Origin of the sequence: Anaerosolibacter carboniphilus, assembly GCF_014205875.1 — a bacterium.
Classification (GTDB): Bacteria; Bacillota; Clostridia; order Peptostreptococcales; family Thermotaleaceae; genus Anaerosolibacter; species Anaerosolibacter carboniphilus.
Genome location: NZ_JACHEN010000005.1, coordinates 18,838 through 39,273, shown reverse-complemented (window position 1 = coordinate 39,273; position 20,436 = coordinate 18,838). Strand labels below are relative to the sequence as shown.

The following is a 20,436-nucleotide window of genomic DNA, read 5'->3' as shown; positions in this document are numbered from 1 at the left end:
ATGAAACTGAGGGAAATTGCCCATTCTAGAACTGGTGATAAAGGAAATATCTCTAATATATCTTTAATCGTATTTAATGAAGCTGACTACAATCTTATTAAAGAAAAAGTTACCCCTGAACGTGTAAAAGAGTGGTTTAAAGATATTATACAGGGAGAGGTTGAGCGATATGAGTTGCCTAAATTAGGTGCATTGAACTTTGTATTGGATAAGGCCCTGGGAGGCGGTGTAACCCGTTCGTTGGCATTAGATAAACATGGAAAAAGTCTTAGTTCTGCTTTACTGGAAATGGAAATATAAATTATCAGACAATAGGTGCATTCATGAATGTACCTATTGTTAGTGTGTAACGAAAAGCCATAAGTAACTTTTGTATTACTCATGGCTTTTCGTTTTATATAGCATATAATTAGGCGTATATACCATAAACTCGATTCCAAATTCCGTAGTAATTACAGGAGCAGTCCTAACTAGAATACCCTGGTATTTAGCACGTATCTCTTTTATCTACTTCTCTAATCGGTTGGTAAATGTCAAGTTCACAGTAATTATCGCCTGCCAAACTCGTGTCTATATATTCAAACCTAAAGGTATCTGCAGACCTGAAATCTGAATTGATAATCCACTTACGGTATAAGTGTACCAACAAGCGACCTACCTGTCTTCCTTTTATATCATCTGGCCGGAAAAATCCTACAAATCGAAACACCACATATTTGTGAGCAGGGATTGATATTCCTGTAATCCCATTAGGTAAATCCTTCAAATCGGACACTTGTACCGAAGGTATATAATGAATGTACCCATCTTCATATCCACTCCAGTCGGTATAGCCAAAATATACCTTTGAATTCACCGAATTCGCTATTTTGTGTCTGTCATTATAGAAGAATTCACGTCCGTAAAGATTTGCCATATTATCTCCGGATCGGCTCAATATCTTATATTTACTACCAGCTATATAAAATTTCTGCTTGAAAACATAAAAGGGTTTGTAGGTAATAGAGTTATTGACCGCCAGTATATCATTTGTATTAATCTTTTCAGTTATCTCAATAGATATCTGATCAGACCTGACTTTAAGAGGAGTATATCCGAATTTTTTTCTAAAAGCCCTAATATATGATTGTTCATGATCAAATCCATAATCCATAGCTATGTCGATCATCCTCATCTTACTGTTTACAAGCTCGTTTATACTTGCCGACAGCTTACGGGCCTGGACATATTCAATTATTGACTCCCCGGTAAGCGCTTTGAACATCCTATGCATGTAGTATTTGGACAGTCCTACTTCTTGTGAAATGTCATCAAGAGTTAGCTTTCTGTTTATATTTCTCTCAATATAGTTGACACAATCCTCTATCATTTCTTTTGAATTAATCATAATAATACCCCTAAAAAAGCAACATTGGTTCATTTTATATAAATTATAAGTGTTATTCTTAGCATAGTAAATATTAATTTGTGCTAAAACAGGAGGTTATCAATATGAAAAGACGTGTAGTTATAACTGGAATGGGAGCAGTAACACCCTTTGGCAATGGTGCCGACAAGCTTTGGCACTCCATAAGAAACGGTAGATCTGGTATCAGCTTGATAGAAAGAATCGATGTGTCCGATCTTCCAGTAAAAGTGGCAGGTGAAATTAAAGATTTTGATCCCAATGAGTTCATAGAGAAAAAAGAAGCTAAAAGAATGGATAGGTTTTCTCAGTATGCTTTAGCTGCAGCTCAATTGGCTATTGAAAAATCCGGATTAAATTTTGAAACAATGAACAAGGAAAGAACTGGTGTAATAATTGGATCGGGCATCGGTGGTTTAGAAACCCTTGAAAATCAATACAATGTCCTATCTGAAAAAGGTGCAGGAAGGATTAGTCCATTTTTTGTCCCTATGATGATATCCAATATAGCTTCCAGCTTGATTGCCATTAAATATGGCTTAAAAGGCTTCACAGAATGTGTGGTCACTGCCTGTGCTTCATCTACAAATGCCATAGGAGATGCTTACAAGGTAATCCAGCGAAATGACGCGGACATTATGATTGCAGGCGGCACAGAAGCTCCCATCATCAAGCTTGCATTAGCTGGTTTTTGCGCTAATAAAACATTGAGCAAAAATGAAAACCCTGCCACTGCCAGCAAACCTTTTGATAGGGAGAGAAACGGCTTTGTTATGGGTGAAGGCTCAGGAGTACTGGTACTTGAAGAGCATGACCATGCTGTCAAAAGGGGTGCAAACATCATTGCAGAGGTGGTTGGCTATGGCTGCACCAACGATGCTTACCATATCACAGCTGTTGCAGAAGGTGGAGAAGGCGGTGCAAGATGCATGAAACTTGCTATTGAAGACGCTGGCGTCAGACCAAAAGACATAGGTTATATAAACGCTCATGGCACCTCTACAGAGCTCAACGACAAAACCGAGACAGCAGCAATCAAGTCAGTGTTTGGTGAATATGCCTATAAGATGCCTATTAGCTCTACAAAGTCTATGACAGGCCACCTACTTGGAGCAGCTGGGGCTATTGAGGCCATTATAACCGCCATGGCACTCAAAGATAAATTCTTACCACCAACAATCAATTATACCAATCCAGATCCAGAATGTGACCTGTACTATATTCCGAACCAAGGAATAAAGTCAGATATAACTTATGGGATGACGAATTCCTTCGGCTTTGGAGGCCATAACGCAACGCTGATATTGAAAGCTTTAGAGTAGGAACCACACCCATTGGTATAACACAATAGGAGATGGAGAATTCTCATCATCAGGGGATTCCGCATCTTTATTCCCATTAAATAAAATATACTTTACTCCTGGATGCACTTATCTATACTCTAAGAGAATATTTACAGTATTTCCAACAGCACCCACATTGTTTATATATAAACAACATGGATGCTTATTCTTTTTGTAGATAATTACTTTCAATATAAAAATAGAAGTAATATTTTGGGAAAATAATTAGGACTTGAAAAAGATAGATTATAAATACTTTTCTTCTTCTATTTTAATGGCCCGTTAACGGTCGTTTTTGGTAGTCGCAGGATAGTATATTTTACATAGTAGGCAAAGTAGATGATATAATTAAATAGAGTAATTCGCATTTGTAGAAAAATGTGACATAATAACATCGGTTGGACAGGGTCGTCCAACCCTACGATAGATCAATTTATCATGTTTTCTGTAGGGAACGATGCGCCGATCCCTACGGTTGTGACGCAATATTTTTCTAGTGCAAATTAGAAACAGAAGAGCGGCACCATTAACTGGAAGGTACTTTGTCCCTGGTAACAGTTCGCTGGTCTATTCCTAGTTGAGTAACATTAGAAAAGCTCCTGAATACTAAGGACTTTTAATTATGCCTTAAATTGTTCTTTAAAGAACACTATGTTTCCAAAAACATTTTTTACAAAAATAAAAAAAGGATGGAACAAATCAGTAAAAAAATTGTCTTACTATTAGGAGAATACGAATGGAGGAATGAAGATATAAATAATTAGATTTCTTAAATAGTTTAGAATTTCTAATGATATCCTAGCATATTTTTTTGAAGTTAGACCACAGATAGAAAATATATGTAAGAAAATACCATTGTGTTGTATAATAGCCTTATCGAGGGGTCTATTTCCAACATACATAAAAAGACATTTAATGCTGACTCATTAGAAATTTACTGATAACAAAGAAATAACTGCAATCGACTTATACCTAAAATTTGAAATGAAAGAAGGAGATACCCGTGAAAAGAAATCCAAAAGAATTTATATTTGGCTTTGTGAGTTGCTTGGTCATCGTAATGGTCTTGCAAATTCTTCCTTGGAATCCAACGAACATCGCTTTTGCACAAACCCAAAAACCTTTAACAAGAACTATTGAAGTAACAGAAACTTGGTTTCCCATTCAGTTGAATGGGCCATCCAATCCAAATCCTTTAAAATCGGAAGATACCTTTATTTATCAAGACCGATTGTATGTTCCGTTAAAAAAACTTGCCGATGGAATGAATAATCTATCTGTGAAATTCTATACAGGATATCCAGAAAATGTAACAATTGATGAAGAAAGCGGATTGGGAATATTTTATTGGCAGCCGGATCGTCTCAACCTCACAAAAATTTTGAAAAAATATCAAAATCCAAACTTGCCCTATGTCGTTTCCGCAGATTTCCAAAAGATATCCGGGAAAAATCCGGTTAGAAATTTAAATAAAGATTCCAATGATCAATATACCGTGTGGTTTGCAACCGAAGAATTTGAATTGACGATAAACGGACCAGTCCAAAATCCAGATACTGTTCTCATTGCAAAAAAGTTAATTGAGAGATTTAAATTACCTTTGTTGGAAATGATATATGAGAACGAAAAATATCTGAGTGAAAACAAAAATTAGTTTACAATGGAGAAAACACTATCTGAAAAGATCTTTCAAATAGTGTTTTTTCCATTGTAATTTAGGTTTATACTGGATATACCGTTTTGTTAAAAGTTGCGCTGGAATTATCATGGACAAATCCATCCACTGTTGTAGAGCTTTTTCTATCTGCATAGGTATTGGTTGGTGTACCTGGGTCTACCTTTCCGCTATTCGTCACATTGGAATTTGATGTAGACAGCTTCTGTGTAGTTCCATCCAAAACTGTAATGGAAGTATTTTTAAAAGTTGCATCTTTATAATATGCATCTTTCGGAGCGGTCACAATACCCTGAGCATTTTTATTTACCCCTATTGTCATTTCTCGATTAAATTCGGCTCCGTTTTGCATCAACGTTTTAAATTGAGCTGGTAGGTAGTAGTGTACTTTATCAATTTCTTCTCCAGTACTATTTTGGATTTGCAAGATGAGATAATCTCCTGAAAGATAGGTTCTGATTGCGATTTCTCGATTTGCCGGTACTGTAAAGCCAGTGGGACTATCAGCCCATGGAGTAGAACCAGTGAAACTTACGAAAGCTCTCCATTTTCCGCCTGAGTATAGAACCCCTGCATCAAAGCCATTTCCGTTGTCATAAAACCCATGAAAAAATTCTGGAAATGCTCCATTTTTGTAATTGCTATCATTTTCTTGACAACCATAATCTCCTGAAGCGGGTAATACCAGTCGGCTAAATGCTGCTACCACATTCTTCAAATTTGTTTTTCGATATACAGTATGAATTCCTGCCATATTTATTCTCCTCTCAAATTTTTAATTTTTTATATTTTTTATTTGTTTTTTTGTTAGGCTTTCACTCTCTGGCCAGTTCGTTTTGCCCTACACTAAATAAAAGGGGAGAAAGGGATCAAAAATCAACCACTTTTAAAAAATAATTTCTAAAAAAAATTTTCAAAAGTGGTTGATTTTTTTCAAAAAACCCCCTTTTATATATAGAGATCAAATTTTCTCCCTCAGAGAAATTTGATATTTTTTTTCTAAACCACATCGAACGTATGTTTGTAATTTTGTGGTATAATTTGGATATGCATTGTAATTTAATTATAATATTTGACCTAATTTTCAATATTTTTAAAAAATGTATATGATTTGGTTGACTAAATTTACTTTTAGGTCGTCTTATATACTAAAGAGATTAATTTTTAACAATCTCTAAAATGTATCTTATTAGTTAACAGGTTACAGGACGTTATGCAAGGAGGGGATAAGGTGGATAGTTTAGCAAAGAAGTTTTTAGAGGAAGATGCGGCAAATAAGGATCTATATGTCCAGGGAATTATCTTCAAGAATGACAGCTTTTTAGATGTCCTCAATCAGAAGTTTAATGATTACCTGTTTCGAATCAATCTCTACAGCTACATAAAAAAAACCATTTTTTATGCAGCCAGGGACCTAAAGCAAAGGGAAAATGCGCTGAGAGAAAAAGAAGGATTGTATTTAAATGTCCTAGATGCTGATTTTGAAGAAGAAAAGATCAACACCATTGCCGATGCCCCTATGGATTTTGCAGAAGAAATCTATAAGGATCAAGGAGACCGTATATACCTATCATTTACTATATTGGCTATGTTTGTTCAATAAAGTTAAGAAGTCAATAAAGAGAAAAAAAGAAACGATAGAGCATCATAGAATACTATGAAGTCTATCATTTCAGCTAGTAAAGTTAAATACAACTTTGCTGATACTACCTCAAATAACAAGTGGATATATGATACATTTCGAAAGACTATATAGTTTTTTAATTGTATTGCAATAAAAATATATCCTTACTTCTTTTTCTCATCTTTAGCGTTACTAGATTATTTTTTTAAGCCCATCAAAAGTTCATCTACTTCTTTTTTTAAGTTTACTAGCAAAGGAAGATCAACATTTATCGAGTCTAAAATACACTCCGGAATATGAATAGCTTGTTGTTTCATTTCCTGGCCCTTTTCAGTAATGGATATGCAAAGAATTCTTTCATCCTCTTTAGAACGCTCTCGCTTGATGAGTTCCATCCCTTCTAATCTTTTCAGAAGAGGCGTTAAAGTTCCAGAATCCAGATATAAAATATTCCCCATTTCCTTTAGAGATATTGTGTTATTTTCCCAAAGAACGAGCATTACTAGATATTGAGGATATGTTATGCCTAGGTTGTCAAGAAAAGGTCGATATATCTTTGTGATAGCCCTAGAAGCAGCATATATAGAAAAACATAGTTGATTCTCTAGCTTTAGAACATTGTTGTCTATCATCATGCATCATCTCCTATCTCAATTATTTACTCTTATAGCTTAATTATAAATGAAATAAGCAATTACGTTAATATATTTCAAAAAAAATTTTGTAAAATTATATTGTGCACAATTGAATTTATGTTATAATCGTATATATACAGCAATTCTTTTTTTAAATAGGCAGTGTGCAATTTCTGTTCTATTGAAAAAGAGATGCTAATTATTAAATGAGGAGGATTTATAAGATGAGTATTTATGATTTTTCAGGAAGAATAGATGGTGAGGAAGTTGTACTTAATAGTTTTAAAGACAAGGTTTTAATCATCGTAAATACTGCTAGTAAATGTGGTTTTACACCGCAATATAGCGATCTTCAAAAACTTTATGATAAGTATAAGGCGCAGGGTTTAGAAATATTAGGTTTCCCATGCAATCAGTTTGCTGAACAGGAACCAGGAGACAATAGTGAGATAAAGAAATTTTGTGAGTTCAATTATGGAGTGACTTTCCCTATATTTGATAAGATAGAGGTCAAAGGTGTGGATGCTCACCCATTGTTTAAATATCTTACATCCAAAGCGCCTTTTGAAGGCTTTGACAAGCAACATCCGATTGGAAAGATACTTTATGCGATGTTGAGCGAAAAATTCCCTGCGGACTTAGTCGGAAACTCAATTAAGTGGAATTTCACTAAATTTTTGATAAGCAGAGACGGAACGGTCGTGAAAAGATTTGAACCTACGGTAGATCTACTCGACATGGAGGATGAGATCAAAAAAGTAATTTAAGATCATTGGTGTGGATATCACAATGGGATAAATATGTTATGAATAAAGAAAAACAGCTGCTACTGGCTGTTTTTTCTCATTTATATAAAGTATCGATAGAACGATATATATTAGGCAGGCGGAGACGCTTCTTGCTAGCTAGTTGACAGTAGAATAAAAATGGAATAAACTGGGTCTGAGGAATGGCAAGACAGGAAAATGAAAAGGGAGAATTCTCTAAGAGATTTTATAAAAGAAGATTGCAGAGGGTTGTGGTGTAATTAATAAGATGAACGTATCTAATAAGGGGGGATCCAGTATGCCAAAGATTAGTAAAAAGAGAGCTTACTTCATTGTCGTATATGCTGTAATATGGATATTGTTTTTTGTTGTTTCTCCTTATATTAAGGAGTATATTAACTCATACGACAAAATTAAAAATAGAATGTATAGCGATTTCGAAGGCTTTGGAAAATCATTGGAAGAGTTTGACAGCAATTTGTCTAGACTATTAGTTTTAGATAATTATGAGTTTAGCGGTCAAAAGGAATTTATTAATAGAAATAGGGTAGTAAGTTTTTGGAGTTCTAGCTTCGATGCAGCTAGCTTGGGAAAGACTAATTCCTACCCTCAGTATTTATTCACTTATTTAGATGCAAATGATGTAATTAATAATGTTTTGAAAGATGGAAGACTAGAGCAAAACGAAAAAGAATATTTAGATATGCTATATAAATATAATCAAGAATTAATCGACGAATATAAGAATGTTATGGGGATCTTATATTATACAGAATGGAACTATGAAAAGACTAGAGAACTACAAGATAATATTGTAGATATATATAATCAGTATTCATCAAGGGCGGAAAGCTTACTAAATTCTTCAAAATATAACCTTGTTAAAGGATATAAAGGTAACTTTCAAGATGTAGATTTTGAAAAGGTTGAATCCTATTGCAAAGGAGTATTTTCAGTTCTAGTGAAGGATCAATTACTAAAATATGATAATAGAGAGGAACTGAACGCAGATAAGTATATTTTTAGAACCTATAAAGAAAGGGATTTTACAGAAGCTGAACCGCAAGTTTTTGGGAAATCACTTATTGATGCAGTAGATTATACAGTAGAATATGATAAAAAAACTAAGGAAGTAGCTGTGATGGCTGTTAGTTATTCTGTAACTTCCCAAACGCAAAAATATAAAGAAAACGAACTAGATGAAATGGTAAATAATGTGGTTAACAAATTTAATACTAAAGCTTTAAATTACGATAAAGAGGTCAAATATGATGATGAAAAAAATATAGAGTATATAAGATATTTATACATTGAAAAGAGCAATGATGTTTACGATGAAATGAAGAAAATAGACGTAGTTATACAAGCCCATGGGTTAATAAGCAGTTTTAAGATAGTATATCCCTATGACGAAGAAATCACTCTACCTATTCTTACGAAAGAAGAAATACAAGAGCGCATTAATAAAGAAGCTAAAATAGAAGATATATTCATGGTAAGAAACCTGAAGGGCAAGATAGTTTACGAGATTCATCTAAACTATAATAATACTTTATATGCAGCAGTTTTTGATGGAAATGATGGAACGCTTGAATATTATGGGAGGGAAATAAGAAATTATTCAAAATATCAACGCCATTTTTGATTTATTAGGCAAGCGAGGACAGTCCTTGCTTGCTAGTTGACAGTAGAATAAAAATGGAATAAACTCGGTCTAAGGAGTGAGAAGGATGATCGGACAGGCAAGGGAAAAGGGAGAATTTAGCAAACAAGGACTGTCCTCGTGTGATCGGGTGTGGGTATTAGAAATTTAAGATTAATAGGAAGTGATTTGTGTATGGATAATTACGTAAATATTTTAGGGATAGCATTTTCAAAACTAAATTTAAAGGAAACAGTCGACTTAATAGATAGCAAAATATCTCAATGTAGCAATAAAATGTTTCACCTTATTACTGTAAACCCAGAAATTGCAGTACAGATTCAGGAAGATCCAGAATTAAAAAAGATATCACTTGAATCAGATCTAATAACGCCTGATGGGATAGGTATTGTTTTAGCATCGAGGTTAAAACGGAATCCAATATCGGAACGTGTTACTGGTTATGACCTGTTTTTAGAGTCTCTAAAAGTTGGGAATCAAAAAGGATGGTCATTTTATTTATTGGGCTCAGATGAAGAAGTAAATAGAAACGCTTCAGAATATATTAAAAAAAATTATCCTAATGTTAAAATTGCAGGTAGACATCACGGTTACTTTAAGGAAGAAGATAATAATAAAATTGTTGAAGATATAAGAAATTCAAAGCCTGATATTCTTATCGTTGCATTAGGGTCGCCACTTGCTGATAAATGGATTTATAGAAATAAAAATGAACTCAATGTTAAAGTGGTTTTTGGTGTAGGAGGAAGCCTTGATGTAATTACAGGAAAAGTTAAGCGCACACCAGAGATTTGGAAAAAGTTAAATTTAGAGTGGTTACATAGAAGAATAACCCAACCTTCAAGAAAGGAAAGACAGAAAAAATTAAAGGTTTTTGCATATAGGGCATTTGTTGAAGCGATTCGTAAGAATACAATCTAAGTGCTTGACAGCCTTCTTAAATTTGATCAGTCGTTTTATTTAGAAGGATTGAACTTGTATTGCAAATAAAGCAAACAAATAAGCTTGACCATAACTGATTAGGAAGGAGTATTCGGATGACAAAGATATATGAAGTAAGAGGCGTAAGAATTGGTGAAGGAAGACCCAAAATTATTGTTCCAATCGTTGGAAAAGACAAAAAAGCGATCCTAGAGAAAGCTCGTAGCTTTGAGGGGCTGCCGATTGACGTTGTAGAGTGGCGTGTCGATTTTTATGAAGATGTTTTTGATATTTCAAAAGTTATGGATACTTTAAATGAACTTAGAATGGTTTTGCTTGAAAAACCAATTCTCTTTACTTTCAGAACGAAGAACGAGGGCGGAGAAAAAGAAATTTCAATGGAAGAATATACACGGTTAAATAAAGTAGTTGCCAATAGTGGTCTTGTTGATCTTATAGATGTTGAAATTTTTTCAGGTGATGAAATTGTCAGAGAGAATATTGAAAATATCCATGGTGCCAACGTGTTAGTTGTAGGATCAAACCACGATTTTCACCAAACACCAGAAAAAGATGAGTTGTTAAGAAGGCTTCAAAAGATGCAGGAAATGGGAGCTGATATTCCAAAGATTGCGGTTATGCCTCAAACTCCTGCGGATGTTTTAGTACTGTTAAGTGCTACCTATGAAATGGTATCCTGTTTTGCAGACCGACCGATCATCACGATGTCCATGTCTTCAAAAGGAGTTATTAGCAGAATGGCGGGCGAAGTCTTCGGATCATCGATGACATTTGGTGCAGTTGGTCAAGTATCGGCACCTGGCCAAATTCCAGTTGAGAAATTGGAGTGTGTATTGGATATACTTCATAATGCAATGTAAACCATTTTCACCTATATTGTTTATACTTTTTTATACGTTTAGATGATAGAATGATCCTATGATCTTTATCGAAAATCGGTATTGACCTTTTAAATCAAAAAGACCGAAGCAATACTTTATGCTTACGGTCTTTTTATATCATGAATACTTTGACTGTTGGTTTTTAACTATAATGATGGAAAGCGTATATAGAAAACGGTTCCTTTCCCCAATTGGCTTTCTACATCTATTTTCCCATGATGCAATTGTACCAGTTGTTTCACTATAACTAAACCTAGACCACTCCCTTGCTGTAGTTTAACATTACCTCTCTGATTTTTGCTTCGATAGAATCTATCCCAAATATGGGGTAGATCTTCACTTGATATACCAATACCATTATCTTTAATAGTGAGGATGACCTCTCGCTGTAAAATTTCTATCCTAACTTTGATCTCTCCATTTTCTGTGGCATTGATGGCGTTTTGTAATAAATTACGAATCACTTGTTCAATACGGTCAATATCACCTATTATCTTTGCTTTCTCTATATCCTTTTCAAAGATAATAGATATGTTCTTAGCTTGAGCCACAGCTTCCATGGAGATAACGACTCCTTGTACTAGGGGTACTAAATCCAAAGGAAGTTTTTCAAGACGGATATTACCACTTTCTAAACGGCTTAGTTGTAATATGTCATCTACCAACCGATTTATATGGATCGTTTGGGTGTAAATAATTTTTAAGTATTTATCCTGTAAAGCCTTGTCTTGAACGACACCATCTTGAATAGCCTCTACAAAACCTTGAACAGCCGTCAAAGGAGTGCGGAGTTCATGGGATATTTCAGCGAAAAGCCTTGTTCTTTCTTCTTCTACTCTCTGATTTTCTTCCTGTATTTTCTGCATTTTTTCCGTTAATTTACTAAGTTGACTTGTTAATATTTTGACTTCATCCAGAGCGTGATCATCTTCTGATATAGTATAATTTCCACTATCGTATTCAGCCATAAAAGTAGCTAATCGGGAAATGGGTCTGGCAATATGCATTGCTTGATAGACCGAAATAAAAATAACCATAAGGAGTATGAGTATTCCACCTATTATCAGATACAACCGCATCTTGTTTATATTAAGATCAAGTTTGGAAGGGTTAGTCTCCAGCAAGATACCATTTTCAATAGTGTCCTTGCTGCCTCCCATGGGAATAGCGGCAATAACTACTAGTTCACCTGTTTCATTGTCAACAGTTTTTGTGGTGATGGTTTCACCACTAGAGATGATTTTAGCAAATTTTTTCTCTACTTGGCTGCCTGCTATTACTTCTTCTTTTGCAGAGGTGGCCACAATATTGCCTTCTTTATCAAAAACTGTAATCTTTGCATCAAAAATATCAGATAAAAACTTGAGTGACTCCTGCTGGTTGTAGATAAAATTGTTATCTTTGTCTATAGAGGGAACCATCAATTCCAAATTGTTTTGTTGAAGTAAAGTAAAGTTTGCTCGTTTAGCCTTTCTTAGTAGCTCTTGTTGGATTTGATTGTAGGTTACTTGTTTTACTGCAAAATCGAAAAGTGTGATTAATGAGGTAAGGCAGATAACAAAACATAGTACATTGGTAAATAATATCCTCGTATAAATATTCTTATTGAACTGTTTTAGAAAAAAGTACTTCAGGAAAAGACACAACTTTACAAGGATTTGGATTAGCTTTTGACCAAATTTTTTTCCTTGCTGAACGTACTTATTCATAATCTACTTCCTTTCCTTTCGAAAAAGCAGTAAATTGATAACCTACACCCCAAATGGTTGTTAAATATTCGTGGTTCAAAGGCGCCAGCTTTTTTCTTAATCTACGAATATGAACATCGACTGTACGCTGATCACCGAAGTAATCATATCCCCATACAGCAGATAAAAGATTTTCCCTTGAAAAAACCCGTAGAGGATTTTGTGCAAGATAGTGGAGTAGATCGAATTCTTTCGGTGTAACTCCTATTTCTTTACCAGCCACGAATACTTTTCTGATATCAGCCATAATTTCTATTCCTGGGTATTTTAAATTCCAATTTGCTGATATCTCAGGAGTTTTGGTTCGGCGCAAAACAGCTTTGATTCTAGCGACCAACTCCCTAGGACTAAAAGGCTTGGACACATAGTCATCAGCACCCATTTCAAGCCCCAAAACTCGATCGGCTTCTTCTCCTTTAGCAGTAAGCATAATGATGGGAACCATACGTATTTCCCTTAAATGGCGACATAGGGTAAGGCCGTCTTTGCCTGGAAGCATAATATCTAATATAATTACATCTGGATTCTCTCTATCAAAGACAGATAATACAAGATCTCCATTATTTACGCCTATAACTTCAAAACCTTCCTTTTCACCATATAACTTTACTAATTCAAATATGTTTGGATCATCATCTACAACCAAAACTTTTCCTAAATACTGCAATACGATCACCTCCATTACTATTTTGAATATTGAGTATAGGAGTTTGTAAGAGTTGAAAAGCTTTACGGTTTTCTTATGTCTAAGAAGTTCTACTAGCGTGAAAATGCACCTTAATTATATCATTAGCGTTGATATTATACCAGTATCGGGTTTTGTGTATAAAAATCTGATTTATTGCTCAAGAGGGTTTTGGTTTACTATATGTATACCTAGTCTACCGATATAAACAGTTGCTCATATATCTTTATAGCTTGGTTTGTAAAAGATAAGCAAGAATCTTTTTATGGTATAAAAATGGTAATAATTTGTAACAATTTGGCAACAAATGTTCAAAATTTTGAAAAGGCTATGAAACAACATTCAAATATAATTATTTACAGAAGTTACTAATAGCGTGAAAGTGGCTTCTGCTGTATACTACGGTACCAAAAAGGGAGGTGGTTAAATTGATATACCAAAAATCGATTTTCAACTTTCCGTAGAAACGCAATCAGTCCCGGAAGATATTTCAGAGGAGGATGAAAGTAAAACTATTTTAAAAGAGGAGAAAAAATGAGTTGTTGAAAAAGATGCTGTTGATGTAGAAGATGAAGCTGCCACTGAAGAGGACGCTGTTGATGTAGAAGACGAAACCGCCCCTGAAGAAAGTGTTCAAATAGATATGTATACAAACCTAATAGATACCTATAACAAGGTATTGAACAGTTATGACAAGCTGTTAAGCTTTTTTGAAACATTTACGATAAGATAGTATTACTAAGTCAAGCATAATTCTATTGGTTTGAGTTAAGAGGGTAGGGTGGTGGTATTTTGACCGCTGCTAAGAGATTGTAACATATTTTTGAAAAGCGAAATAAGCAACTCCTTTCTGGCAAGGATTAGAGAAATACTACCGAACCAGAGAGGAGTTTGTTTATTTTGACTTTATTACAAGAAACAGCCCTCAAATGCAAAACTGTATTTTTCTTCAGCCCTTTTTGGTTGATTCTTATTGGATGGAGTAATTTGGCAAGATAGGTGTGGCAAGGATCTGAGGGAAGAGAGATTATTAGAAAGATATATCTGTGGTAACATAGTAATCTTCTGATTTCACGTAGAACAAAGTAGAAAAAATATAAAATATCGACAATGTTTGTAGGATAAAGTAAGAATATGGTATAATAGGACAAAAGTACTATAAATATAAAAGAAAAATAGGAACTAAGACCTATTTTAAAGCAATGATTTTCATTACATACATGAATAGATAAAAAATACTAAACATGTCATTTCTCAGATGATGTTAGTTTTGGAGGTGCATTATGGATAGCCTTTTGAATTATGGAGATTTGAAAAATTTAGAAAAATATTTAGTAGAAGAAATTAGACTCATGAAAAAAAATATAAATTCACTAGAGGATAATACTTTTTTAATGAGTACAGTCAACGAATATTTGGAGATATTAAAGGCTATACAACATTTAATGCTACATTTTGAAAAAACTATCGAAAAGTAAATAACAAATGGTATAGATGATCGTCCAAAATGCACTCTAATACTATTTATTAATAACTGTCTATCATTTAATATTAAAGATCTTATATTCGAGAATGGAAGAAAATAGGGAGATATATGTTTAGAGACTTATTTATCAATTCAACGATATTGATTTCATTTGTATTTATAGGAAGCCATATTTTTAAAGAAGATGATTTATCAAATAATTCCTCAATAACTACAAAAGCTTTGACTGGAATAGGTGGAGGTTTACTGGGGATTACATTGATTCTTTTTGGTGTAAAGATAGAAATCCTTTCTACAATCATAGATCTTCGATATCTAGCGATTATAATATTGATAAGATATGTGGGGCTGTTACCATCTGTTATAGCTGCAGTAATAATGATTACATTTAGAATAACCTATTTTGGTATAACGAAAGCTTCGATATTCGCAGTGATCAGCATGATTCTTACTGTTATTGGATGTAATATAATATGGAGAATCAAAGAGAAACAATTTTGGAAATGGATTTTTATGAATATGTATAGCGTTGTTGTTATGTCTTCTTGTATGTATGTATTATTAAGAAATTCTGGGAAGACTTTCGTTGTCATAACTTCTTATGCGGCTGTTTCAATGGGGATAGGAATAACTCTATATTACCTGCTAAACTATGTAGATACTGTAAATATTCACTATAGAAAGTTTAAAGAGGAAGCTAAGCGTGATTACTTGACAGGGCTTAATAATTTAAGGCAATTCGAGTATTCAATGAATGAACTAATCTATGGAATTACAACGAATAATGAGAAGCTATCTGTATTGATAATTGATGTGGACCATTTCAAACAGGTTAACGATACATATGGTCATCTTGCAGGTGATATAGTTTTGAAAGAGATTGGAAAAGTGCTGCTGAATAATTGCCGTGAAAATGATATTATATCGAGAATTGGCGGAGAAGAATTTACTATTCTTTTGCCATATTGCCCTCATAAACAAGCGTTAGAAGTTGCTGAAAGAGTGAGAAGTGAAGTACAAGTTCATCAATTCATATTGCCTAATAATACAGTGTTATCAATAACTGTATCCATAGGGGTATCAACATATCCTGAAACTGTAATGGATCCAGCTGAACTTATCCATAAAGCTGATGAAGGGCTATATCTAGCAAAACGATCAGGAAGAAATATGGTATGTTCTATTCAGTAAGAGAAGGTTAAGGACTACTTAGCAATTTAGAAGTCGAAAAAGATAATATATAAAGATGGTAACATCATTGTTATACTTAAGGCATGTGAATATTTTCAAAACATAAACAAAGAAGGTCAATTGACCTTCTTTGTTTCTTTTCAACACCCCTTCATAAGATTTACAAGTATAAAAAATTTAAACCCAAGCATTATCTGTTTCATTTCTAGGGAAATCATCTATAGTGATTGACCAAGTTGGACAAATAGATTCAGCATGTCTAGCCATGATAAGTAATTCATCAGAGAGTTCTATATCCAAAGATATAGATTTTCCGTCGTGATCGCTCTGAAAAACATCAGGACATATTCCTCCGCATAAACCACAAAAAATACACGAGTGTTTATTGACAAAGGCTTTCATAAGTTTCACTCCTATCTACTTTAAGAGAGATGCCATGATCTTATTTGCATCAAAAATATTAATTTGATCTAATTTATTGCCTTAAAGAGAAAGAATTATACAAGGAGAGTACCCTAGAAATATGATGGGCGTTCATTATATAATGAGCATACGATTAGATAAAAACTAAAACATTGAATATGAGGGTGCGTTATGATGGACAGACAGAAAAAGATTTTGATTATTGATGATGAATATATGATTACGGATGTGGTCAAAAGCTATTTGGAACACAGTGATTTTAAAGCCTATATCGAACACAATGGAAAAAAAGGCCTGGAAACCTTTTATGATGTTAAACCTGACTTGGTTGTATTAGACCTCATGCTTCCAGATTTATCAGGAGAAGAGATTTGCAAAGAAATCAGAAGGAATGCTAGGACGCCCATCATCATGTTAACTGCCAAGGCCGAAGAAGAAGATATATTGATGGGGTTAGACATCGGAGCTGACGATTATATGACAAAACCTTTTAGTGGAAAGCAGTTAGTAGGAAGAGTTAAAGCAGTTCTAAGAAGAACAGAAAGCGATCCAGTACCCCTTTTTAATATCATGACATTTCATAATGGAGACCTAGAGATTAACTTAGAAAACAATGAAGTGAGAAAAAGTGGAGAAGTGATACGACTAACACCTAGTGAATATAAGATACTTCTTTCCTTGGTAAAATATCCAAATAAAACGTATTCAAGAGACGAATTGATTTTTATTGCATTAGGCGAAGAATTTGATGGATATGATCGAATTATTGATACCCACATTAAGAAGTTGAGACAGAAAATCGAGGATGATTTAAAGAATCCTACGTATATTCAAACGGTACATGGATTTGGATATAAGTTTGGAGGCGGAAAAAATGAAGCTTAAATTACGAACGAAATTATCCATTACCCATGGGATCATCACGTTGGCTACCATTGGAATCATTGTGCTATTATCTAGTTTGCTAATGGATAAACAACTGATTAAATTTGTAAACGATAATAATCAAAGAAAGATGGACAGCATTGTTCACGATATTGCCCATCAGTATCATGGAGAATGGAATATAAAAAAAATTAAGGAGACCAGCCTGAGAGCATTAGAAGATGGTTTGGTCATATCTATCATTGATCATTCGGGAACGGTTGTATATGATACTGAAACGATTTCTCAAAAGAAGGCGGAAGAATTATTAAAGTCTATCCATCGTAATATGAGAGAGCACTTTCGCTACTGGACAGGTGAATTGGTGACAAAAAGGATTTCTTTACAACATGAAGAGGAGATCATAGGGGAACTAATGATAACCTACTATGGGCCGTTCTATTTTACAGAAAGGGATTCAAGTTTTATCAACTCATTGCATGATGTATTAAATATTACTAGAGTTGTCTCTCTAATTTGTGCTTTGATTTTAGGATTGATTATCGCGAGACAGATTAGTATTCCTATCACCAAATCTATACAAGTCACAAAAGAGATCGCAAAAGGAAATTTAAAGGAAAGAGTCCATGTAAAATCTGACATGGTCGAGATAAAGGAATTATCGGATTCGGTTAATTTACTTGCTCGGACATTAGAAGAACAAGAAGGCATAAGAAAAAGAATTGTAGCAGATGTTTCTCATGAGTTAAGAACGCCGTTATCTGCGATTCAAATTAACATGGAAGCCTTGGTAGATGGTGTGCTTCAACCTACTCCTACAAGACTTGAGGGAATCTATAAAGAAATTCTTAGAGTGAATCGTCTTGTAGGTGAACTAACAAAATTAGCAAAATACGAAAGCCGTCTTGAGAAAATGAATGTTGGAAAATTTAATCTAAACAAGATCATTGAATCTATTGTCACAACTTTTGAATCGGAAGTTCATAAAAAAAACTTATCTATCATAGTAAAGGGTAAGATTGAGGAGATATTTGGGGATGAAGACAAACTTAGCCAGGCGATTGTAAATATCCTCTCCAATAGTGTTAAATACAGTAGGGAATACGGCAGTATCGTTATAGAAACAATTGAACAAGAAAAACACTTTGTTATAAAGATTAAAGATGAGGGCATTGGAATACCCCCTGAGGATTTACCGTATATTTTTGAGAGGTTTTACCGTGTAGATAAATCGAGGAATAAAGCGACGGGAGGGTCTGGTATTGGGCTCACCATCACGAAAGAAGTTATTGAAGCCCTTGGAGGAACAATTACAGTACATAGCAGCTTAGGGGAAGGAACGGAAACAGTCATCATATTACCTAAGCAGTATTAAAAAGCAAAAAATTTTCTTTTTTCTCTTCACAAAATCTTCACAAAAAGTCCGTAGGATTAAGCCATAAAGAACAGACTACTGGTGAATTTTGTGTAAGGAGAGATGGAAAATGAAGAGACCAGCGATATCTTTGATTATACCTGCATATAACGAAGAAAAGAGAATTTATAATACATTGCTATCGGTAAGCAAAGCAGCAAGACTTTTTGAAATAGAAACAAATGAAGAAATAGAGATCATTGTTGTTGATAACAATTCAAATGATCGAACAGCAGAAATAGCTCAGATATTTGGGATAAAAATCGTTCAGGAAGAACGTCATATTATATCCGCAGTTAGAAATACTGGTGCCAAAGCTGCTCAGGGAGATATATTATGCTTTTTAGATGCAGATAGTGAGGTTAGTGAGAATATATTTAATCTGGTGTATCATGCTATGCAGACAGATGCGTATATTGGCGGTGGAGCAAGAATGAAATTGGACCAAGATGGACTATTCTATAAAGGATTATCGTTTGGATCATTGATAATGTCTTACATTACTGGGGTTAGCGCAGTACTGATTTATACAAAGCGAGAGACTTTTGAGAAGCTTGGGGGATTCGATGAAAAATACTACGCAGGAGAAGATCTAAAATTTATATTTAATCTTCGAAGAGAAGGGAAAAAAGTAGGAAAGCTGTTCAAAAATATTTATGATGGTTATGTGGTAACATCTGCGAGAAAATTTAACGCTATGGGTTTGAAAGATATCACTTTGTTTGCTAGGTTACTTTTGAATAATAGAATGATGACAAATCCAGAATATTGCTATACATGGTATGACTTAAGCAAAAGGGGAGAGTAAGCAGCCTGAGATATTTAGTACAATAATTTCTTTTAAAGATTCTGTTCCTTGAAAAGCGGGCACGAAGATGATAGTTTGGCAGGATAATGGGAAGATTGCCGGATATCTTGTAGCAAATCACAACAAACATGTGGCATATCATACAGAATGATAGATAAGATAGGACGCTTTAAGCAAAGAAAGGAATGTTAGATAAATCTATATAACTGGACTGGAACTGGTTACCCTCGATAAAATTGAGAGAATACAAGCCTTGAGATAATTTTGGTTAAACAAGAAAATTATTTTATAAGACTGTTTTGAAATTGGCATTATAATTGCATTGATATTGTATTGAGACATTTAAGGTTCCCCCCTTAAACTGTCAAATTTTTATAGCTAGTGGGCCCCCACTAGCTATAATTATTAAATTGATTTGGATGAAAATTTGGCACGTAAGTTGCAATAAAAGATGATATAGGTTGCCCATAACAATATGAACTAGAATAATTCAGTGAAAATTAAGATGAAAGTTTACTATCAAGGAGATTAAAGGAGGAAATCAAATGGAGAAATTTAATAAAAGTAACGGAAACTGCCATGGAGGAGAAAAACAAGAGCGTAAGGGAACCTTAAAGCATGGGCTGTTAATGATATTATGTTGCATGTTACCCATACTGATTATTGCAGGGCTACCTTTGTTCGGTGTAAAGGGTGGGGGATTATCTTCCTTAGCATTTCTATTATGTCCCCTAATGCACATCGGGATGATGTTTATGATGAGGAAATCAGGACATAGTGGTTCATGCCACGGCAGCGTAAGCGATAAAGACGATATTGCTGAAAAATAAAATGAATGTGATGGGCAAAATTTAGCCGATG

Annotated in this window: 20 protein-coding genes; 14 read left to right on the top strand and 6 right to left on the bottom strand. The window is 34.2% G+C overall.

Annotated elements, in window-relative coordinates; all coding sequences use genetic code 11:
* Window positions 1–300 carry an AtuA-related protein gene (locus HNQ80_RS05415; RefSeq protein WP_184308943.1) on the top strand — a complete coding sequence of 100 codons (300 nt, stop codon included), beginning with the start codon at window positions 1–3 and terminating at the stop codon, window positions 298–300.
* Window positions 301–487: 187 nt separating this feature from the next.
* On the opposite strand, the gene HNQ80_RS05410 is transcribed toward HNQ80_RS05415, so the two are convergent.
* Window positions 488–1,387 (bottom strand): AraC family transcriptional regulator, encoded by a 900-nt coding sequence (locus HNQ80_RS05410; protein ID WP_184308941.1) that lies wholly within the window; start codon window positions 1,385–1,387, stop codon window positions 488–490.
* A gap of 104 nt (window positions 1,388–1,491) precedes the next feature.
* On the opposite strand from HNQ80_RS05410, the gene fabF reads away from it, so the two are divergent.
* Both fabF and HNQ80_RS05400 read left to right on the top strand, forming a co-directional pair.
* Entirely contained in the window at window positions 1,492–2,727 is a 1,236-nt protein-coding gene (fabF, locus tag HNQ80_RS05405) for a beta-ketoacyl-ACP synthase II (protein WP_184308938.1), read from the top strand.
* Between the two features lie 1,024 nt (window positions 2,728–3,751).
* Window positions 3,752–4,402, top strand: a complete 651-nt coding sequence (locus HNQ80_RS05400) for a hypothetical protein (protein WP_184308936.1) — start codon at window positions 3,752–3,754, stop codon at window positions 4,400–4,402.
* A gap of 67 nt (window positions 4,403–4,469) precedes the next feature.
* Here the strand turns inward: HNQ80_RS05400 and HNQ80_RS05395 are convergent, their stop codons facing one another.
* Window positions 4,470–5,177 carry a hypothetical protein gene (locus HNQ80_RS05395; protein WP_184308934.1) on the bottom strand — a complete coding sequence of 236 codons (708 nt, stop codon included), beginning with the start codon at window positions 5,175–5,177 and terminating at the stop codon, window positions 4,470–4,472.
* 477 nt (window positions 5,178–5,654) lie between these two features.
* Here HNQ80_RS05395 and HNQ80_RS05390 point away from each other — a divergent pair, with 477 nt between their 5' ends.
* Window positions 5,655–6,026, top strand: coding sequence for a hypothetical protein (locus tag HNQ80_RS05390; protein WP_184308932.1), 372 nt, complete (start codon window positions 5,655–5,657; stop codon window positions 6,024–6,026).
* A gap of 218 nt (window positions 6,027–6,244) precedes the next feature.
* Here the strand turns inward: HNQ80_RS05390 and HNQ80_RS05385 are convergent, their stop codons facing one another.
* A complete protein-coding gene (locus tag HNQ80_RS05385) occupies window positions 6,245–6,682 on the bottom strand; it encodes a MarR family winged helix-turn-helix transcriptional regulator (RefSeq protein WP_279288960.1) in 438 nt (145 codons plus the stop codon).
* Window positions 6,683–6,906: 224 nt separating this feature from the next.
* On the opposite strand from HNQ80_RS05385, the gene HNQ80_RS05380 reads away from it, so the two are divergent.
* The 4 genes from HNQ80_RS05380 to aroD all read left to right on the top strand — a co-directional run bounded on the left by HNQ80_RS05380 (window position 6,907) and on the right by aroD (window position 10,914).
* Entirely contained in the window at window positions 6,907–7,449 is a 543-nt protein-coding gene (locus HNQ80_RS05380; protein ID WP_184308930.1) for a glutathione peroxidase, read from the top strand.
* A 298-nt stretch (window positions 7,450–7,747) separates the two neighbouring features.
* Window positions 7,748–9,094: a hypothetical protein gene (locus HNQ80_RS05375; protein WP_184308928.1), complete on the top strand. Its 1,347-nt coding sequence runs from the start codon at window positions 7,748–7,750 to the stop codon at window positions 9,092–9,094.
* A 192-nt stretch (window positions 9,095–9,286) separates the two neighbouring features.
* A complete protein-coding gene (locus tag HNQ80_RS05370; RefSeq protein WP_184308926.1) occupies window positions 9,287–10,033 on the top strand; it encodes a WecB/TagA/CpsF family glycosyltransferase in 747 nt (248 codons plus the stop codon).
* 116 nt (window positions 10,034–10,149) lie between these two features.
* The gene (gene aroD / locus HNQ80_RS05365; protein WP_184308924.1) at window positions 10,150–10,914 is read left to right on the top strand and encodes a type I 3-dehydroquinate dehydratase; all 765 of its coding nucleotides are present in this window, start codon (window positions 10,150–10,152) and stop codon (window positions 10,912–10,914) included.
* A gap of 167 nt (window positions 10,915–11,081) precedes the next feature.
* Here aroD and HNQ80_RS05360 read toward each other — a convergent pair whose 3' ends face one another.
* Together HNQ80_RS05360 and HNQ80_RS05355 are read right to left on the bottom strand one after the other, a co-directional pair.
* Entirely contained in the window at window positions 11,082–12,644 is a 1,563-nt protein-coding gene (locus HNQ80_RS05360) for a sensor histidine kinase (protein ID WP_184308923.1), read from the bottom strand.
* On the bottom strand, window positions 12,637–13,350 hold the full coding sequence (locus tag HNQ80_RS05355; RefSeq protein ID WP_243183004.1) for a response regulator: 714 nt from the start codon (window positions 13,348–13,350) through the stop codon (window positions 12,637–12,639). The genes HNQ80_RS05360 and HNQ80_RS05355 overlap by 8 nt, the downstream gene beginning before the upstream one ends.
* A 1,301-nt stretch (window positions 13,351–14,651) precedes the next feature.
* Between HNQ80_RS05355 and HNQ80_RS05350 the strand changes: the two genes are divergently transcribed.
* A complete protein-coding gene (locus tag HNQ80_RS05350) occupies window positions 14,652–14,846 on the top strand; it encodes a hypothetical protein (RefSeq protein WP_184308919.1) in 195 nt (64 codons plus the stop codon).
* Window positions 14,847–14,962: 116 nt separating this feature from the next.
* Entirely contained in the window at window positions 14,963–16,045 is a 1,083-nt protein-coding gene (locus tag HNQ80_RS05345) for a GGDEF domain-containing protein (protein ID WP_184308917.1), read from the top strand.
* Between the two features lie 177 nt (window positions 16,046–16,222).
* Here HNQ80_RS05345 and HNQ80_RS05340 read toward each other — a convergent pair whose 3' ends face one another.
* On the bottom strand, window positions 16,223–16,447 hold the full coding sequence (locus HNQ80_RS05340) for a ferredoxin (RefSeq protein WP_184308915.1): 225 nt from the start codon (window positions 16,445–16,447) through the stop codon (window positions 16,223–16,225).
* Window positions 16,448–16,642: 195 nt separating this feature from the next.
* Between HNQ80_RS05340 and HNQ80_RS05335 the strand changes: the two genes are divergently transcribed.
* The 4 genes from HNQ80_RS05335 (at window position 16,643) to HNQ80_RS05320 (ending at window position 20,405) form a co-directional block, all read left to right on the top strand.
* Window positions 16,643–17,353 carry a response regulator transcription factor gene (locus tag HNQ80_RS05335; RefSeq protein WP_330602765.1) on the top strand — a complete coding sequence of 237 codons (711 nt, stop codon included), beginning with the start codon at window positions 16,643–16,645 and terminating at the stop codon, window positions 17,351–17,353.
* Window positions 17,343–18,728, top strand: a complete 1,386-nt coding sequence (locus HNQ80_RS05330) for a sensor histidine kinase (protein ID WP_184308911.1) — start codon at window positions 17,343–17,345, stop codon at window positions 18,726–18,728. Before HNQ80_RS05335 ends, HNQ80_RS05330 begins: the two co-directional genes overlap by 11 nt.
* A gap of 109 nt (window positions 18,729–18,837) precedes the next feature.
* The gene (locus HNQ80_RS05325; protein WP_184308909.1) at window positions 18,838–19,575 is read left to right on the top strand and encodes a glycosyltransferase; all 738 of its coding nucleotides are present in this window, start codon (window positions 18,838–18,840) and stop codon (window positions 19,573–19,575) included.
* A gap of 545 nt (window positions 19,576–20,120) precedes the next feature.
* A complete protein-coding gene (locus HNQ80_RS05320) occupies window positions 20,121–20,405 on the top strand; it encodes a hypothetical protein (protein WP_184308907.1) in 285 nt (94 codons plus the stop codon).
* Window positions 20,406–20,436 lie beyond the last annotated feature (31 nt).